Raw genomic sequence first — 13,051 nt, forward strand, 5'->3', positions numbered from 1 at the left:
GCGCAATTGGATCCAGAGCGGGATTGCGTCTCGGCGACCGGCATTGGGCGGTTACTTGCCGGCACGCGCCTCGGCCAATGCGATGGTCAGGTGAGCCACCTTCTTCTTGAGCGCGTCGCGCTCGGCCGTGATCGCCTTGAGCTCCTTCGACAGGCGCGCGAGTTCGTCGGACGGGTCGGCGGTCGTATCCCACGGCGGCGTGCCGTCGTCGTCTTCGATCACCTCGTCGTCTTTCTTCTTGCGCGGCTTGACGGGACGCGCCTCGCGCACCTGGCGTGCCAACTCGCGCAACTCCTGCTTGCCGGCGACCACGGCCGCGACCTGCGCCGCCTGCGGCAGCGTCGAGACGGCTGCCGCCGCGTTGATCGAGACTTCGCCTCGCTTGACGGCATCGACCAGCTCGGGTGCCGCGGCATTGTGGATCTGCTCGATCTGCCCAAGCGTATTGCTCGACAGACGGGCCGCGCGCGCGAGCGCTGCGCGGGTGAGCGCCATCGTGTGCGCATGCCCGGGGACCAGCGTGTTGCCGCTGTCCGAACCGCCGCCGTCTCCCTGCGGGCCTGGCGCGGCCGCCTGCGGCGTGTCCGGGTCGACCGGCGCCCCGGCGGTGGCGCCCGCACGCGCCTCGAGAATCGTCTTCTTGCGCAATGCCAGAACGCCGCGCTGGTAATCGGACACGCTGCGGCGTCCGAGATGGTTGTCGATCATCCACAGACGGACATCGTCCATCGACTTGAACGACGGATTCTGAACGGTGCGGAATTCGATGCTGTGCTTGCGGCAGATTTCGTAGCGGTTGTGGCCGTCGACGAGGACATCGCCCCAGAGGACCAGGGCGTCACGGCACCCTTCGGCAAGCAGACTCTGTTCGAGCGACGCGTATTCGTCAGGCGTGAGCGGATCGATGTACGCCTTGAGTTCTTGGTTGATCTGGACTGTCATGGATGTGGAATAACGTTGCAGCGCGCATTATCGCCTGTTCCGTGCGATGCCATAAGACCGGGCGTCAGGATCACGCGGCATCCGGAGCGCCGCCACGGCTCAGGACAGCACGCCGTGATCGGTCAGAAATGCCTGAATGCGCGCCAGGCGCGCCACCGGATCCGCCATGCCCAGCAGCGTCTCCTTCTCGTTTGGCGGCAGCGGCAGCAGCTCGGCCCAGCGATCGGCTACCCAACCGCATTCGTCGAGCCGGTAAGGCGGCGCCAGCGGCAATTTTGCCGCCCGCGCGGGGTCGCGCTGCAGACCGGCGATCAGTTTGCCCAAAGTGTCGGCGCTGACCTGAAGCGTGTCGGGAATCGCGACGCCCGGATCGTCGGGCAACATTTGCGCCTCACCCATCCACAAACCGTATTTCCCCAGTTCGACGTGAGAGAGCGAGAACTTTGTCGTGCCGCGGCACACCAGTTCGAGCAGTGCCGGCATGGGTGCACGCCAGTCCTCGATGCGCGCCATCGTGCCGATCATCGCAGGCTCCTCGACGGCGTCCGGCAGGCGTACCTCACTGCCCTGTCGCAGGATGACGACGCCGAACTCGGTGCCGTCAGCCAGACATCGCTTGATCATGTCGAGATAGCGCACTTCGAAGATGCGCAGATGCAACACCCCGGCGGGAAACAGGGCGTTACCGAGCGGAAAGAGTGGGATCTGGGCCATGCCATATGATGACACGAAGTCCGGGAATCACACGCGTCGGTCAGGCGATCGGGCGCCGGGAAGCTTGCAACAGCCACGCCTGCACGTCGGCGATCTGTGCGGCGTGCCGGGTGCGCCGTGGATACACGATGTAGAAGCCCGCGCCGGTACGCAGCACCGTATCGAACAGGCGGACCAGTCGACCGGCTGCGACATCGGCCGCCACGAAGTCGACATGCGCCAGCGCAAGGCCCTGCCCCGCAACGGCGGCGTCGATGGCGAGCGCTGTCTGATTGAACCGCACGTTCTTGGCAACTGACAGTGACACGCCGGGCAGCGCTTGTTCTAGGTATTGCGGCCAGGCGTTGTGTGCGTCGTGCAGCAGGGCGTGCCCACGCAGGCTTGCATGCTCCGCGGGGTGTCCGAGTGTGGTGATCACTTGCGGTGAGGCCACGGCCACCTGCGCTTCGTCGAACAACGGCTCGACGGTCAGCCCCGCGCCGAACGGCGGCCGGCCGTAGCGAACGGCGAGATCGACGGCATCCGCCTGAAAGTGCGACAGCCGGTCAGTCGCAAGAATGCGCAGATCGATGTCCGGATGCGCCTCGAGAAATGCCGGCAGACGCGGAATCAGCCACTTCGACGCGAACGTCGGTGTCACGCTGATCGTCAGGCGCAGCGGTTCCGGTCGCAGCGCCTGCGTAGCATCCGCCAATATTTCGAACGCACGGCGTACGCCGCCCGCATAGCGGCGCCCGTTCTCCGTAAGCGTCAATGCGCGCGCGTGCCGCTCGAAGAGCTTCATGCCCAGTTCGGCTTCGAGCCCGCGAATCTGCTGGGCGACGGCCCCCTGGGTCACGCCGAGTTCTTCGGCGGCGATCCGAAAATTGAGATGCCGGCTCGCCGTCTCGAAGGCGCGTAGCGCGTTAAGCGACGGCAGACGTCCGATGGCTTCGGTCATGATGTAATTTTTCTACTGGATAAAGCACCAAAATCTGATGCATCCGTCTGGCATGAGGATGTTACGCTGTCAGGCATGAATCGCGCGATCTGGCAGCCATTGAGGCTTGTGCCAACGTCTTCGGAGGATAGCAGCATGACAGTAGAAAAAGTGGCGTTGATTACTGCGGGTGGCAGTGGCATGGGCGCGGCGGCCGCGCGGCGTCTGGCGGCGGAGGGGTTCCGGGTCGGCATTCTGTCGTCGTCCGGCAAGGGCGAGGCATTGGCCGCGGAACTGGGTGGCGTGGGGGTGACCGGCTCGAACCAGTCGAACGAGGCGTTGGCCAGGCTCGTCGAGCTTTCGCTCGAACGCTGGGGACGTATCGACGTGCTGGTCAACAGCGCCGGTCATGGTCCGCGCGCGCCGATTCTCGAGATCACCGACGAGGACTGGCATCGCGGTATGGACACCTATTTGATGAACGTGATCCGGCCGACGCGCCTTGTCACGCCGATCATGCAGAAACAACGCTCGGGCGTGATCATCAACATCTCAACGGCATGGGCGTTCGAGCCGAGCGAGATGTTTCCGACGTCGGCCGTTTTTCGCGCCGGCCTCGCGGCGTTTACGAAGCTTTTCGCCGACAAATACGCACAGGACAACGTGCGCATGAACAACATCCTGCCGGGATGGATCGACAGCCTGCCACAACAGGAGACTCGGCGCGAGACCGTGCCGATGCAACGCTATGGCAGGGCGGAGGAAATTGCCGCGACGGTGGCCTTCCTTGCGTCTGACGGCGCGGGCTACATCACCGGCCAGAACATTCGCGTGGACGGCGGGTTGACGCGCTCGGTGTGAGGTAAACGCTGCGCGCCGGGATCGCGTTTGCCCGGCAGTGGGGGTGCCATGCCGGCGAGGCGTCCGAGGCGGCGTCGACCTGGCCAACGCCCGGTCACGTTACGCAGGCACCCGCGCAAATACCGACACCAGGTGATCGACAAACATCCGCACCCGCGCCGGCAGGTGACGGCGCGAGGCGTACTGCACCGTTATCGGTGCGCGTGCTCCCGCCCATTGCGGCAGCACTTCCACCAGCTGGCCGCTGGCCAGTTCGTCCGCGACGTCGATGGACGACCTGCGCACCAGCCCGAAACCCGCCAGCGCCCAGTCGTGGGCAAGTTCGCCGTTATCCGTTGCGAATCGCCCCCTGACGCGCACGGTGGTGCGCGTGCCCGTATCGCGCTGCTCCAACCGCCAGTCCGCGTGAGCGGCGCCGCCGCGGCTCATCACAATGCAATCGTGCTCGGCCAGCGCCTCGGGCGTTTGCGGCGTGCCGCGTTGGGCGAGGTATGACGGAGCCGCGCAGATGATGCGTCGATTGTCGGCGAGATGCCGCGCAATGAGCCGCGAGTCAGGCGCTCCGCCGATACGGACCACACAATCGAGGCTGCCCTCGATCAAATCGACAATCTCGTCGGACAGCGTCAGATGTACGGTCAATCGCGGCGCCATCGCCGCCAACTCGGCCAGCGCCGGTCCGATCCAGCGGCGCCCCAGCGCCACCGGCGAGGACACGCGCAACACGCCCTGCGCTTCGTGCCGGCCTCGACCCACCGCGGCTTCCGCGTCGGCCACCTCGGCCAGGATCGTCTGGCACCGCTCGAAGTAGATCGCCCCTTCTTCCGTGAGCGCGAGGCGACGCGAGCTGCGCTGTAACAAGCGTACGCCCAGATCGGCCTCCAGCCGCGACAGGCGTTTGCTGCCGACCGCCGGGGAAAAGCCCAGCTCACGTCCGGCCGCCGACAAGCTGCCTCGAGTCACCGCGCTCACGAAAAGGCGCATATCGGACAGTTCCACCATGATCTCGCCGCTCGCTTTCGTTTCTGAAATGGAATAGATGGTGATGCAATTTTCGCTATTTTATTCCAATGTCGAAAAGACAAAAATGTTGGCACGTCAGCAAACCGCTGACGGCTTATCACGAAGGAACCACACCATGATCCCATCGAAGATTCGGCATTTGGCCATCGCTCTCGCGTTGACACTCACGGGTACAGCCGCCTGGGCCGACGACGCCGCCGTGCTGCCCCGAGCGTCATCCGTCGTTGTCGATAGAAGCTTGGCGGCGCCGCAGCGCGAAGCCATGATGCTGGCGGCTCGCCGCTACTACGCGTTCTGGAACACAGGCGATGCAAGCTACGCCAAGGCGGCACTTGCCGGCGACTTCGTCGACCGCACGTTGCCGCCGGGCCGCCCGCAAGGCGCGGAAGGTCCGGTGTTCGCGTCGCATCACTTTCGTGCCGCGGTGCCCGATCTGGCCATGTCGGTCGACGAAATGCTCCTCGTTGGCGACCGCGTCGTCGGCCGCCTGCATTTCACCGGGCATTTCACCGGAAGCTTCAATGGCATTCAAGGCAAGGGGCAGAAGGTGGACTTCATCGCGACCGATATCTACCGCATTGCCAATGGGCGCATCGCCGAGAACTGGCATCTGGAGGACAACCTGACGTTGTTGCAGCAATTGGGGGTGGTCAATCCGTAGTCCGAGACAGCATCAGGGAACCCATCAGACGCGCAACGGCTAGCCGATCCGTACCGCCGCTGAAATGTGACGCCGCGACCCGCTCGCCCCGCATCATGACGACTGGGTCGACGCCATGAAAAAATGCCATTGACGACGGCCTCGCATCATCAATGGCATCGAAACCATCAAGCCGGTCAATCACCGACAAAATGGCTTTATTCGTGAGGGGAGATTATTCCCACTCGATCGTCGCCGGCGGCTTGCCCGAAATGTCGTAAACAACCCGATTCAAACCGCGCACTTCGTTGATGATGCGGTTCGAGACCTTGCCGAGCAGTTCGTGCGGCAGATGCGCCCAGTGTGCCGTCATGAAGTCCTGCGTCTGCACGGCGCGCAGCGCCACGACCCACTCGTACGTGCGGCCGTCGCCCATCACGCCCACGCTCTTGACCGGCAGGAACACCGCGAACGCCTGGCTCGTCAGCTCGTACCACGTCTTGCCGGTGTTCGGCTCGACCGTGTTGCGCAACTCCTCGATGAAGATCGCATCGGCACGACGCAGCAAATCGGCGTAATCGCGTTTCACTTCGCCTAGAATCCGCACGCCCAGGCCCGGACCCGGGAACGGGTGGCGATAGACCATGTCATGCGGCAGACCCAGCGCGACACCCAGCTCGCGCACCTCGTCCTTGAACAGGTCGCGCAGCGGCTCGAGCAGCTTCAGACCCAGTGTCTCCGGCAGACCGCCGACATTGTGGTGACTCTTGATCGTCGTCGCCTTCTTGGTCTTGGCACCACCCGATTCGATCACGTCCGGGTAGATGGTGCCCTGCGCCAGCCACTTCGCATTCTTCAGCTTCTTCGCTTCCGCCTGGAACACTTCCACGAACTCGCGGCCGATGATCTTGCGCTTCTGCTCCGGATCGGTCACGCCCTTCAGATGCCCCATGAACTGCTCGGACGCATCAACGTGCACCACCTTCGCATGCAGACGGCCCTGGAACATCTCCATGACCATCTGACCCTCGTTCAGGCGTAACAGACCGTGATCGACGAATACGCAAGTCAGCTGATCGCCGATGGCCCGGTGAATCAGCGCCGCCGCCACGCTCGAATCGACCCCGCCAGACAGGCCGAGAATCACTTCCTCGTCGCCCACTTGCTCGCGAATCGCCTTCACGGCTTCCTCGATGTGGTCCCGCATGATCCAGTCCGGCTTGGCGCCGGCGATCTCCAGCACGAAACGCTCGAGCAGCTCGCGACCCTTCACCGTGTGCGTGACTTCCGGATGGAATTGCACCGCATAGTAATGACGCTTCACATCGGCCATGCCCGCAATCGGGCAGCTCGGCGTCGATGCCATCAACGCAAAGCCTTCCGGCAACCGCGTGACCTTGTCGCCATGGCTCATCCACACCTTGAGCATGCCGTGCCCTTCAGCCGTGCGGAAGTCCTCGATGCCGTCGAGCAGCGGCGTATGGCCATGGGCGCGCACTTCCGCATACCCGAACTCGCGGTGGTTGCTCGCCTCGACCTGACCGCCCAACTGCACCGTCATCGCAAACATGCCGTAGCAAATCCCCAGCACCGGCACACCCAGATCCCACACCGCCTGCGGCGCGCGAAGATCCTGATCCTCGTACGTGCTCGCATGGCTGCCCGACAGAATGATCGCCTTCGGATTGAACTCGCGAATGAATTCGTCGGAGACGTCGTTCGGGTGAATCTCGCAGTAGACGTGCGCTTCGCGAACGCGGCGTCCGATGAGCTGGGTGACTTGCGAGCCGAAGTCAAGAATGAGGATTTTGTCGTGCATCGTGAGGTACGGATGAAGTGGATTCGTTGGTCGTCGGCGCCGTGTCGGAAGGCACGGGCGTGACAATGCCGGTGGTGCCCGCAGGCGCGACCGGCGTGGGATTGACGGAAGCGGAGCCGCCACGAGGGGGTTGAGGCGTCTCCATGCGCGGCTCGGCGCGCGCGCCCCGGGGCGCGTCGACATCCCGAGGCTCGTAATAATCTCTCGGCGGATCGCGCCGCGTGTCGCTCACGACACCGCCTCGCACTCGCTCTCCCGACTGCTGGGCGGCCTGCACGCGCTCTTTCGTGCGCACGCTCGACGCCAGCTTCACGAGAATGCCGCCTACCACCAGCAGCACAGCCCCGAGCGCCGGCATCAGCAACTTGCCGCCGCCCGTCACCGAAAGTTGGCCGGAAATCAGCCAGCCCAGCACGAACGCACCGGTCACCCAATTGATATGCCCCGTCACTTTCGCGACGGTCGCCGTCAACTGGCCGTTCACGGTGGCGTGCCATTGCAGCCAGGCCACGCCGATGAAGGCCACGCCCAGCGCCTGCGCATAGAGCACGGGCGATGGCGCGGGCACTTCAATGGCCGCATACAGCGATGACCAGAACGACGCAATCAATAGCACGCCAAGTGCCAGATTCAACGCCGCATCGAGGAACAGTACCGTACGCAACATGGCCTTCATGGGCAATTACTCCACGTGGTAGTTGGGGGCTTCCTTCATGATCTGGACATCGTGCACGTGCGATTCGCGCATGCCCGCTGCCGTGATTTGGACGAATTCCGCTTTCTCATGCAGGTCCTGGATCGTCGGGCAGCCCAGATATCCCATCGAGGAACGGATACCGCCGGTCAGTTGGTGAAGGATCGCGTTCACGCTACCCTTGTACGCCACCCGCCCCTCGATGCCTTCGGGCACGAGCTTGTCCGCGTTGTTGGCCGGGTCCTGGAAGTAACGGTCAGCCGCGCCATCCTTCATCGCGCCCACCGACCCCATGCCGCGGTAACTCTTGTACGAACGCCCCTGATACAGGAACACTTCGCCCGGGGCTTCTTCCGTCCCCGAGAACATGCTGCCCATCATGACAGTGTGCGCACCCGCAGCCAGCGCCTTGGCGACGTCGCCCGAGTAGCGAATGCCACCGTCGGCGATCAGCGGAACGCCCGTGTCCTTGAGCGCCTCGGCCACATTGGCGATCGCCGTGATCTGCGGCACGCCGACACCGGCGACGATACGCGTCGTGCAGATCGAGCCCGGACCGATACCGACCTTGACCGCATCCGCCCCATGCTCGACCAGCGCCACGGCAGCACTCGCCGTCGCGATGTTGCCGCCAACGACCTCGATCTGCGGGAAATGCTTCTTGACCCACTGCACGCGGTCGAGCACGCCCTGGCTATGGCCGTGCGCCGTGTCGACCACGATCACGTCGACACCGGCAGCAACCAGCAACTCGACGCGTTCTTCATTCTCAGGACCCACGCCGACGGCGGCGCCAACGCGCAGCTTGCCATGCTCGTCCTTGCTCGCGAGCGGATACTCGGTCGCCTTCGTGATGTCCTTGACCGTCATCAGGCCGCGCAGCTCGAATGCGTCGTTGACGACCAGCACGCGCTCGAGGCGGTGATCGTGCATCAGTCGCTCGGCATCGGCCGGCGAGGCGCCCTCACGCACCGTGATGAGCTTGTCCTTCGGCGTCATGATCACGCGCACCGGCTCGTCCAGGCGGCTCTCGAAACGCAGGTCGCGATTGGTGACGATACCGATGAGCTGTGCGCCCTCGACCACCGGGAAACCGGAAATGCCATGCTGGCGCGACAGCGCGATCACGTCGCGCACCTTCATGTGCGGCGGGATCGTGATCGGGTCGCGCAGAACGCCCGACTCGAAGCGCTTGACCTTCGAGACTTCCCGCGCCTGCTCGGCCGGCTTCAAATTCTTGTGAATGATGCCGATGCCACCCTGCTGCGCCATGGCAATGGCCAGACGCGCTTCGGTCACCGTATCCATGGCGGCCGACAGCAAAGGCATGTTCAGGGTGATGTTGCGCGTGAGCTTGGTTTTCAGGCTGGTGTCGCGCGGGAGAACGGCAGAGTAGGCCGGGACGAGGAGCACGTCATCGAATGTGAGTGCTTTTTGGATCAGACGCATGGCAAATCCTATAGGCGCAAAACCGAATTATACAGAAATCGCGAACCGCATGGCACGTCCGCCCCACATGTCAAGGGGCTTTTTCCCGAGCCGTCGCCCACCGATGCCAACGAACGCCAATCATTGCCATCGACGCCCCGCGCGGCTGGCGCCCTAGCGCCCTAGCGCCCTAGCGCCCTAGCCCCTAGCCCCTAGCCCCTAGCTCCTAGCTCCTAGCTCCTAGCTCCTAGCTCCTAGCTCCTAGCTCCTAGCGCCATTGGGCCATTGGGCCGGCGCGCCTGCCAAATGCCGACATGGCGGCATTCCCGATAGCCCCGGGTGCCGGATTTCACAATAGCCGGACGCGAGGCGCGTGCTACGCTTGCGCCCGGCTCGTGCTGACTCGATGCAACGTCAATGATGGCGGGGACGGCACGAAACCCGGCATTTCGACATCACACCATTGGCAAGGCGCGCATGGGGCAAGGCATTTCATACGGATTGGCGGCAGGCGCCCTCTGGGGATTGGTCTTTCTGGCCCCGCGTCTGTTGCCCGGGTTTTCGCCGCTGGAGCTGTCCGCCGCACGATACGTCCTGTACGGGGTGGTGTCCGTAGTGTTGATCGCCCCGATCTGGGCGCGCCTGCGCCACAACATTACCCGCAGCGACTGGCGCGCGCTTTTCCGGCTGAGCCTGGTCGGCAACCTCATCTATTACCTGTTCGTCGCCGCTTCGGTACAGATGGCGGGCATCGCTCCGGCCTCGCTGATCGTCGGCGTGCTGCCGGTGACCGTCACGCTGGTTGGCAGTCGCGACCACGGCGCCCTGCCGCTGTCACGGCTTGCCGGACCGCTGGCGCTGGTCGCCGCCGGCATCGTCTGCATCAACGTGGACGTTTTCTCGCATGCCTCGACCCGTGGGGGCGACTGGCGTCTGACCCTCGCCGGGATTGTCTGCGCCATGGGCGCACTGGCCAGTTGGACCTGGTACGCGGTGGCCAACGCCCGGTATCTGGCGCGGTTCGGGCATTTCACCAGCCGGGAATGGTCGCTGCTCACCGGCGTGGCCACGGGTGCGCTGGCCCTCGTGCTGGCGATACCGGCCGCGCTGATGCCGCATCCGGTCGCGACGGATGCGCCACGGGACTGGCAGATGTTCCTGCTGGTGAATGCTGCCGTAGCAGTGGGGGCATCGACGATCGGCAACGCGTTCTGGAATGCGGCGAGCCGACGGCTGCCGCTCACCCTGTCGGGACAACTGATTGTGTTCGAGACGCTGTTCGCCCTGCTCTACGGCTTCATTTACGAACATCGCATGCCGCGATTGCTGGAACTCGCTGCCATTGTCCTGCTGCTGGTCGGCGTCAGCGCTTCGGTTCGGCTGCATGCGCGAGGGTCGACCCATTGACGTTGAGCGCCCCGGAAGACGACCGCACGGAACACTTGTCCAGCGTGCTCGCCCGGTTTCGGCCTGGCGCCGAATCGACCATGCGGCATCCCGGAGGGCTTAGCTGCCGCGGCGACTCCCGAGCCACTTCTGCCCTTCGCGGCTGCCTTCGTTGCGCACCTTTTCGACCCGCCGTTGACGGGCCACTTTCGGGTCGGCTCTGAGCGCCCGGTAGATCTCCACTCGATCACCCGACTCAACCGCCGCATCGAGCGCACGCACCTTTCCGAATACACCGACCTTCATGCGCGCGAGATCCAACTCGGGGAACCGCTGCAACAGGCCGCTGCGCTCGATCGCCTCGCGCATGGTGCCGCCCTGCGGCACCGCAACGGCGACGATCGTTTGCTGATCGGGCAGCGCATAGCAGACTTCGACGTGAAACTCACTTGGCATAGACCGTCTCCGCACGTTTGACGAAGGCGTCGACGAACGTGTTGGCGATGTGACTGAACACCGGACCGATCACCTTCTCGAGCAGGAAATTCGCGAATTCGTAGTGAAGGCCGAACTCGATCTTGCAGGCGTTTTCGCGCAGCGCCGTGAATTTCCACGTACCGTGAAAACGCTTGAACGGCCCTTCGACGAACGTCATCTGAATCGAATGCGGACGCTCCTGCAGATTGCGGGTCGCGAACGAATGCTTCAGCCCCTTGAAGTCAATGATCAGCGACGCCTCCATGCTGTGCTCGTCCTGATGTCGAATTTCGACACCACCGCACCAGGGCAGGAATTTGGGGTAATCGGCGACATTGGTCACCAGGTCGTACATTTGCTCATCGGAGAAATGCACGAGAACGGTTTTACTGACTTCGGCCATCGTCTGTCGGGCGAGGCGAACACATGGCGCGGGCACCGATACGGAATCGATCCGCACGCGTCGCAAGCCGCCTCTTGCCGAGACTCTTTGTTAAAATCGCTATTTTACCCGAGCCCGACTCACCGGGTCCGACCAAGTTACCCGCCAAGGATCCATGAGCATCATCGACAACAAGAAAGCCTTCTTCGACTACTTCATCGAGGAGCGATACGAAGCCGGGATCGCGCTCGAAGGGTGGGAAGTCAAGGCCATCCGCGCCGGGCGGGCGCAGATCAAGGAAGGTTACGTCGTCATCAAGAACGGCGAAATCTTTCTGATCGGCGCGCACATCAGCCCACTGACCTCGACGTCGACGCACGTCAAGGCAGACCCGGTGCGCACGCGCAAGCTCCTGCTCAAGGCCGACGAGATCAAGAAACTTATCGGCAAGGTGGAGCAACGCGGCTACACGCTCGTCCCGATCAACCTGCACTACAGCAAAGGGCTCGTGAAATGCGAGATCGGGCTGGCCAAGGGCAAGAAGCTGCATGACAAGCGCGAGACGGAGAAGCAGCGTGACTGGGAGCGCGAAAAGGCGCGCCTGATGCGCACCCCGACCTGACGCGTCGTCAGCGACATCCTTTGAGCGAACCGCGACGCGAGCCGCCGCGTCGCGCCAAAAAGCAACGGCCCATATCGCGCTATGGGCCGTTTTTCTTGATATCGGGCCTTCAGCCCTTCCGGCAATTCGCGGCGGCGATTATCGACGCGCGCCGGCATTGCCGAAGCCGCCGGGCGTGCCGTCGACGGGTGCGCTCGAACCACCCTCCGCACCACGCACGATCTTGAGCGCCGAGGCGATCATGCCACTCATGTCCGACAGATTGCCAGGCACGATCAGCGTGTTGTTGGTCCTGGCAATCTTGCTGAAGGCGTCAACGTACTGCTCGGCAACCTTCAGGTTGACGGCCTCCATGCCACCCTGCGTCTGAATCGCCGTCGCGATCTTGTGGATGGCTTCGGCATTGGCTTCGGCCACCGCGAGAATCGCTGCCGCCTCGCCCTGCGCCTGATTGATGGCCGCCTGCCGCTCGCCCTCGGACTTCTGGATCGCCGCCTCCCGAGCACCCGACGCCAGGTTGATCTGCTCCTGCTTCTTGCCCTCGGACGCCGCGATCAATGCGCGCTTCTCGCGCTCCGCCGTGATCTGGGCCTGCATGGCGTGGAGAATCTCCTTCGGCGGCGTGAGATCCTTGATTTCGTAGCGGAGCACCTTCACGCCCCAGTTCGACGCCGCCTCGTCGAGCGCATTCACCACGCTGTGGTTAATGAACTCGCGCTCCTCGAACGTCTTGTCGAGCTCGAGTTTGCCGATCACGCTACGCAACGTCGTTTGCGCCAACTGCGTGATCGCGACAATGAAGTTGCTGGAACCATACGACGCCTTCATCGGGTCCGTCACCTGGAAGTACAGAATCCCGTCGACCTGCAGCTGCGTGTTGTCCTTGGTGATGCAGATCTGGCTCGGCACATCGAGCGGCACTTCCTTGAGCAGGTGCTTGTATGCGACGCGATCGACGAACGGCACGACGATCGACAGGCCCGGTGTGAGCGTCGCGTGATACTTCCCGAGACGCTCCACCACCCACGCGTGTTGTTGAGGCACGATCTTGATCGAACGTGCCGCGATGATCACGGCGATGATGAAGAGAATAAACGCGACGTTGGATAACATGTTTCCCCCAGAAAGCGCCCGCGATACACGG

Annotated in this window: 13 protein-coding genes and 1 pseudogene; 4 read left to right on the forward strand and 10 right to left on the reverse strand. The window is 63.6% G+C overall.

The genetic code is table 11. The features are described from left to right. Positions 1 to 51: 51 nt before the first annotated feature. From LV28_RS37040 to gcvA, 3 genes are all read right to left on the reverse strand, one after another. Complete coding sequence (locus LV28_RS37040; RefSeq protein WP_025249247.1) at positions 52 to 942, reverse strand: ParB N-terminal domain-containing protein; 891 nt, start codon at positions 940 to 942, stop codon at positions 52 to 54. Positions 943 to 1,041: 99 nt separating this feature from the next. Continuing rightward, complete coding sequence (locus LV28_RS37045; RefSeq protein ID WP_038617348.1) at positions 1,042 to 1,656, reverse strand: LON peptidase substrate-binding domain-containing protein; 615 nt, start codon at positions 1,654 to 1,656, stop codon at positions 1,042 to 1,044. Between the two features lie 40 nt (positions 1,657 to 1,696). Then, the gene (gene gcvA / locus LV28_RS37050; protein WP_174234920.1) at positions 1,697 to 2,596 is read right to left on the reverse strand and encodes a transcriptional regulator GcvA; all 900 of its coding nucleotides are present in this window, start codon (positions 2,594 to 2,596) and stop codon (positions 1,697 to 1,699) included. A gap of 135 nt (positions 2,597 to 2,731) precedes the next feature. Here gcvA and LV28_RS37055 point away from each other — a divergent pair, with 135 nt between their 5' ends. Continuing rightward, positions 2,732 to 3,436, forward strand: a complete 705-nt coding sequence (locus tag LV28_RS37055) for an SDR family oxidoreductase (RefSeq protein ID WP_038617346.1) — start codon at positions 2,732 to 2,734, stop codon at positions 3,434 to 3,436. Between the two features lie 99 nt (positions 3,437 to 3,535). On the opposite strand, the gene LV28_RS37060 is transcribed toward LV28_RS37055, so the two are convergent. Continuing rightward, positions 3,536 to 4,438 (reverse strand): LysR family transcriptional regulator, encoded by a 903-nt coding sequence (locus LV28_RS37060; RefSeq protein ID WP_023596199.1) that lies wholly within the window; start codon positions 4,436 to 4,438, stop codon positions 3,536 to 3,538. Positions 4,439 to 4,574: 136 nt separating this feature from the next. On the opposite strand from LV28_RS37060, the gene LV28_RS37065 reads away from it, so the two are divergent. Continuing rightward, complete coding sequence (locus LV28_RS37065; RefSeq protein WP_038617344.1) at positions 4,575 to 5,120, forward strand: ester cyclase; 546 nt, start codon at positions 4,575 to 4,577, stop codon at positions 5,118 to 5,120. Between the two features lie 214 nt (positions 5,121 to 5,334). On the opposite strand, the gene guaA is transcribed toward LV28_RS37065, so the two are convergent. Genes guaA through guaB form a run of 3 tightly spaced genes read right to left on the reverse strand, consistent with a single transcriptional unit; the run spans position 5,335 to position 9,061 of the window. After that, complete coding sequence (gene guaA / locus LV28_RS37070; protein WP_023596223.1) at positions 5,335 to 6,918, reverse strand: glutamine-hydrolyzing GMP synthase; 1,584 nt, start codon at positions 6,916 to 6,918, stop codon at positions 5,335 to 5,337. Then, positions 6,893 to 7,594, reverse strand: coding sequence for a hypothetical protein (locus LV28_RS37075; RefSeq protein ID WP_048806328.1), 702 nt, complete (start codon positions 7,592 to 7,594; stop codon positions 6,893 to 6,895). The genes guaA and LV28_RS37075 overlap by 26 nt, the downstream gene beginning before the upstream one ends. Before the next feature lie 6 nt (positions 7,595 to 7,600). After that, positions 7,601 to 9,061, reverse strand: a complete 1,461-nt coding sequence (gene guaB / locus LV28_RS37080) for an IMP dehydrogenase (protein WP_023596225.1) — start codon at positions 9,059 to 9,061, stop codon at positions 7,601 to 7,603. 456 nt (positions 9,062 to 9,517) lie between these two features. On the opposite strand from guaB, the gene LV28_RS37085 reads away from it, so the two are divergent. Next, positions 9,518 to 10,447, forward strand: coding sequence for a DMT family transporter (locus LV28_RS37085; protein ID WP_038620968.1), 930 nt, complete (start codon positions 9,518 to 9,520; stop codon positions 10,445 to 10,447). Positions 10,448 to 10,546: 99 nt separating this feature from the next. On the opposite strand, the gene LV28_RS37090 is transcribed toward LV28_RS37085, so the two are convergent. Both LV28_RS37090 and LV28_RS37095 read right to left on the reverse strand, forming a co-directional pair. Beyond that, on the reverse strand, positions 10,547 to 10,882 hold the full coding sequence (locus LV28_RS37090; protein WP_023596227.1) for an RnfH family protein: 336 nt from the start codon (positions 10,880 to 10,882) through the stop codon (positions 10,547 to 10,549). Then, the gene (locus tag LV28_RS37095) at positions 10,872 to 11,306 is read right to left on the reverse strand and encodes a type II toxin-antitoxin system RatA family toxin (protein WP_023596228.1); all 435 of its coding nucleotides are present in this window, start codon (positions 11,304 to 11,306) and stop codon (positions 10,872 to 10,874) included. The genes LV28_RS37090 and LV28_RS37095 overlap by 11 nt, the downstream gene beginning before the upstream one ends. A 151-nt stretch (positions 11,307 to 11,457) precedes the next feature. On the opposite strand from LV28_RS37095, the pseudogene smpB reads away from it, so the two are divergent. Beyond that, positions 11,458 to 11,907: pseudogene (smpB, locus tag LV28_RS37100) on the forward strand (SsrA-binding protein SmpB); the annotation flags it as partial. 138 nt (positions 11,908 to 12,045) lie between these two features. Here the strand turns inward: smpB and LV28_RS37105 are convergent. Next, positions 12,046 to 13,020: an SPFH domain-containing protein gene (locus tag LV28_RS37105; RefSeq protein ID WP_025249253.1), complete on the reverse strand. Its 975-nt coding sequence runs from the start codon at positions 13,018 to 13,020 to the stop codon at positions 12,046 to 12,048. Positions 13,021 to 13,051: the final 31 nt, after the last annotated feature.

It is taken from the genome of Pandoraea pnomenusa (assembly GCF_000767615.3).
Taxonomy (GTDB): domain Bacteria; phylum Pseudomonadota; class Gammaproteobacteria; order Burkholderiales; family Burkholderiaceae; genus Pandoraea; species Pandoraea pnomenusa.

Coding starts and splice junctions, on each gene's coding strand:
- LV28_RS37045 (WP_038617348.1), bottom strand. CDS start 1,656: ATGGCCCAGATCCCACTCTTTCCGCTCGGTAACGCCCTGTTTCCCGCC.
- LV28_RS37040 (WP_025249247.1), bottom strand. CDS start 942: ATGACAGTCCAGATCAACCAAGAACTCAAGGCGTACATCGATCCGCTC.
- LV28_RS37085 (WP_038620968.1), top strand. CDS start 9,518: ATGGGGCAAGGCATTTCATACGGATTGGCGGCAGGCGCCCTCTGGGGA.
- LV28_RS37105 (WP_025249253.1), bottom strand. CDS start 13,020: ATGTTATCCAACGTCGCGTTTATTCTCTTCATCATCGCCGTGATCATC.
- guaB (WP_023596225.1), bottom strand. CDS start 9,061: ATGCGTCTGATCCAAAAAGCACTCACATTCGATGACGTGCTCCTCGTC.
- LV28_RS37075 (WP_048806328.1), bottom strand. CDS start 7,594: ATGAAGGCCATGTTGCGTACGGTACTGTTCCTCGATGCGGCGTTGAAT.
- LV28_RS37055 (WP_038617346.1), top strand. CDS start 2,732: ATGACAGTAGAAAAAGTGGCGTTGATTACTGCGGGTGGCAGTGGCATG.
- LV28_RS37095 (WP_023596228.1), bottom strand. CDS start 11,306: ATGGCCGAAGTCAGTAAAACCGTTCTCGTGCATTTCTCCGATGAGCAA.
- guaA (WP_023596223.1), bottom strand. CDS start 6,918: ATGCACGACAAAATCCTCATTCTTGACTTCGGCTCGCAAGTCACCCAG.
- LV28_RS37060 (WP_023596199.1), bottom strand. CDS start 4,438: ATGGTGGAACTGTCCGATATGCGCCTTTTCGTGAGCGCGGTGACTCGA.
- gcvA (WP_174234920.1), bottom strand. CDS start 2,596: ATGACCGAAGCCATCGGACGTCTGCCGTCGCTTAACGCGCTACGCGCC.
- LV28_RS37065 (WP_038617344.1), top strand. CDS start 4,575: ATGATCCCATCGAAGATTCGGCATTTGGCCATCGCTCTCGCGTTGACA.
- LV28_RS37090 (WP_023596227.1), bottom strand. CDS start 10,882: ATGCCAAGTGAGTTTCACGTCGAAGTCTGCTATGCGCTGCCCGATCAG.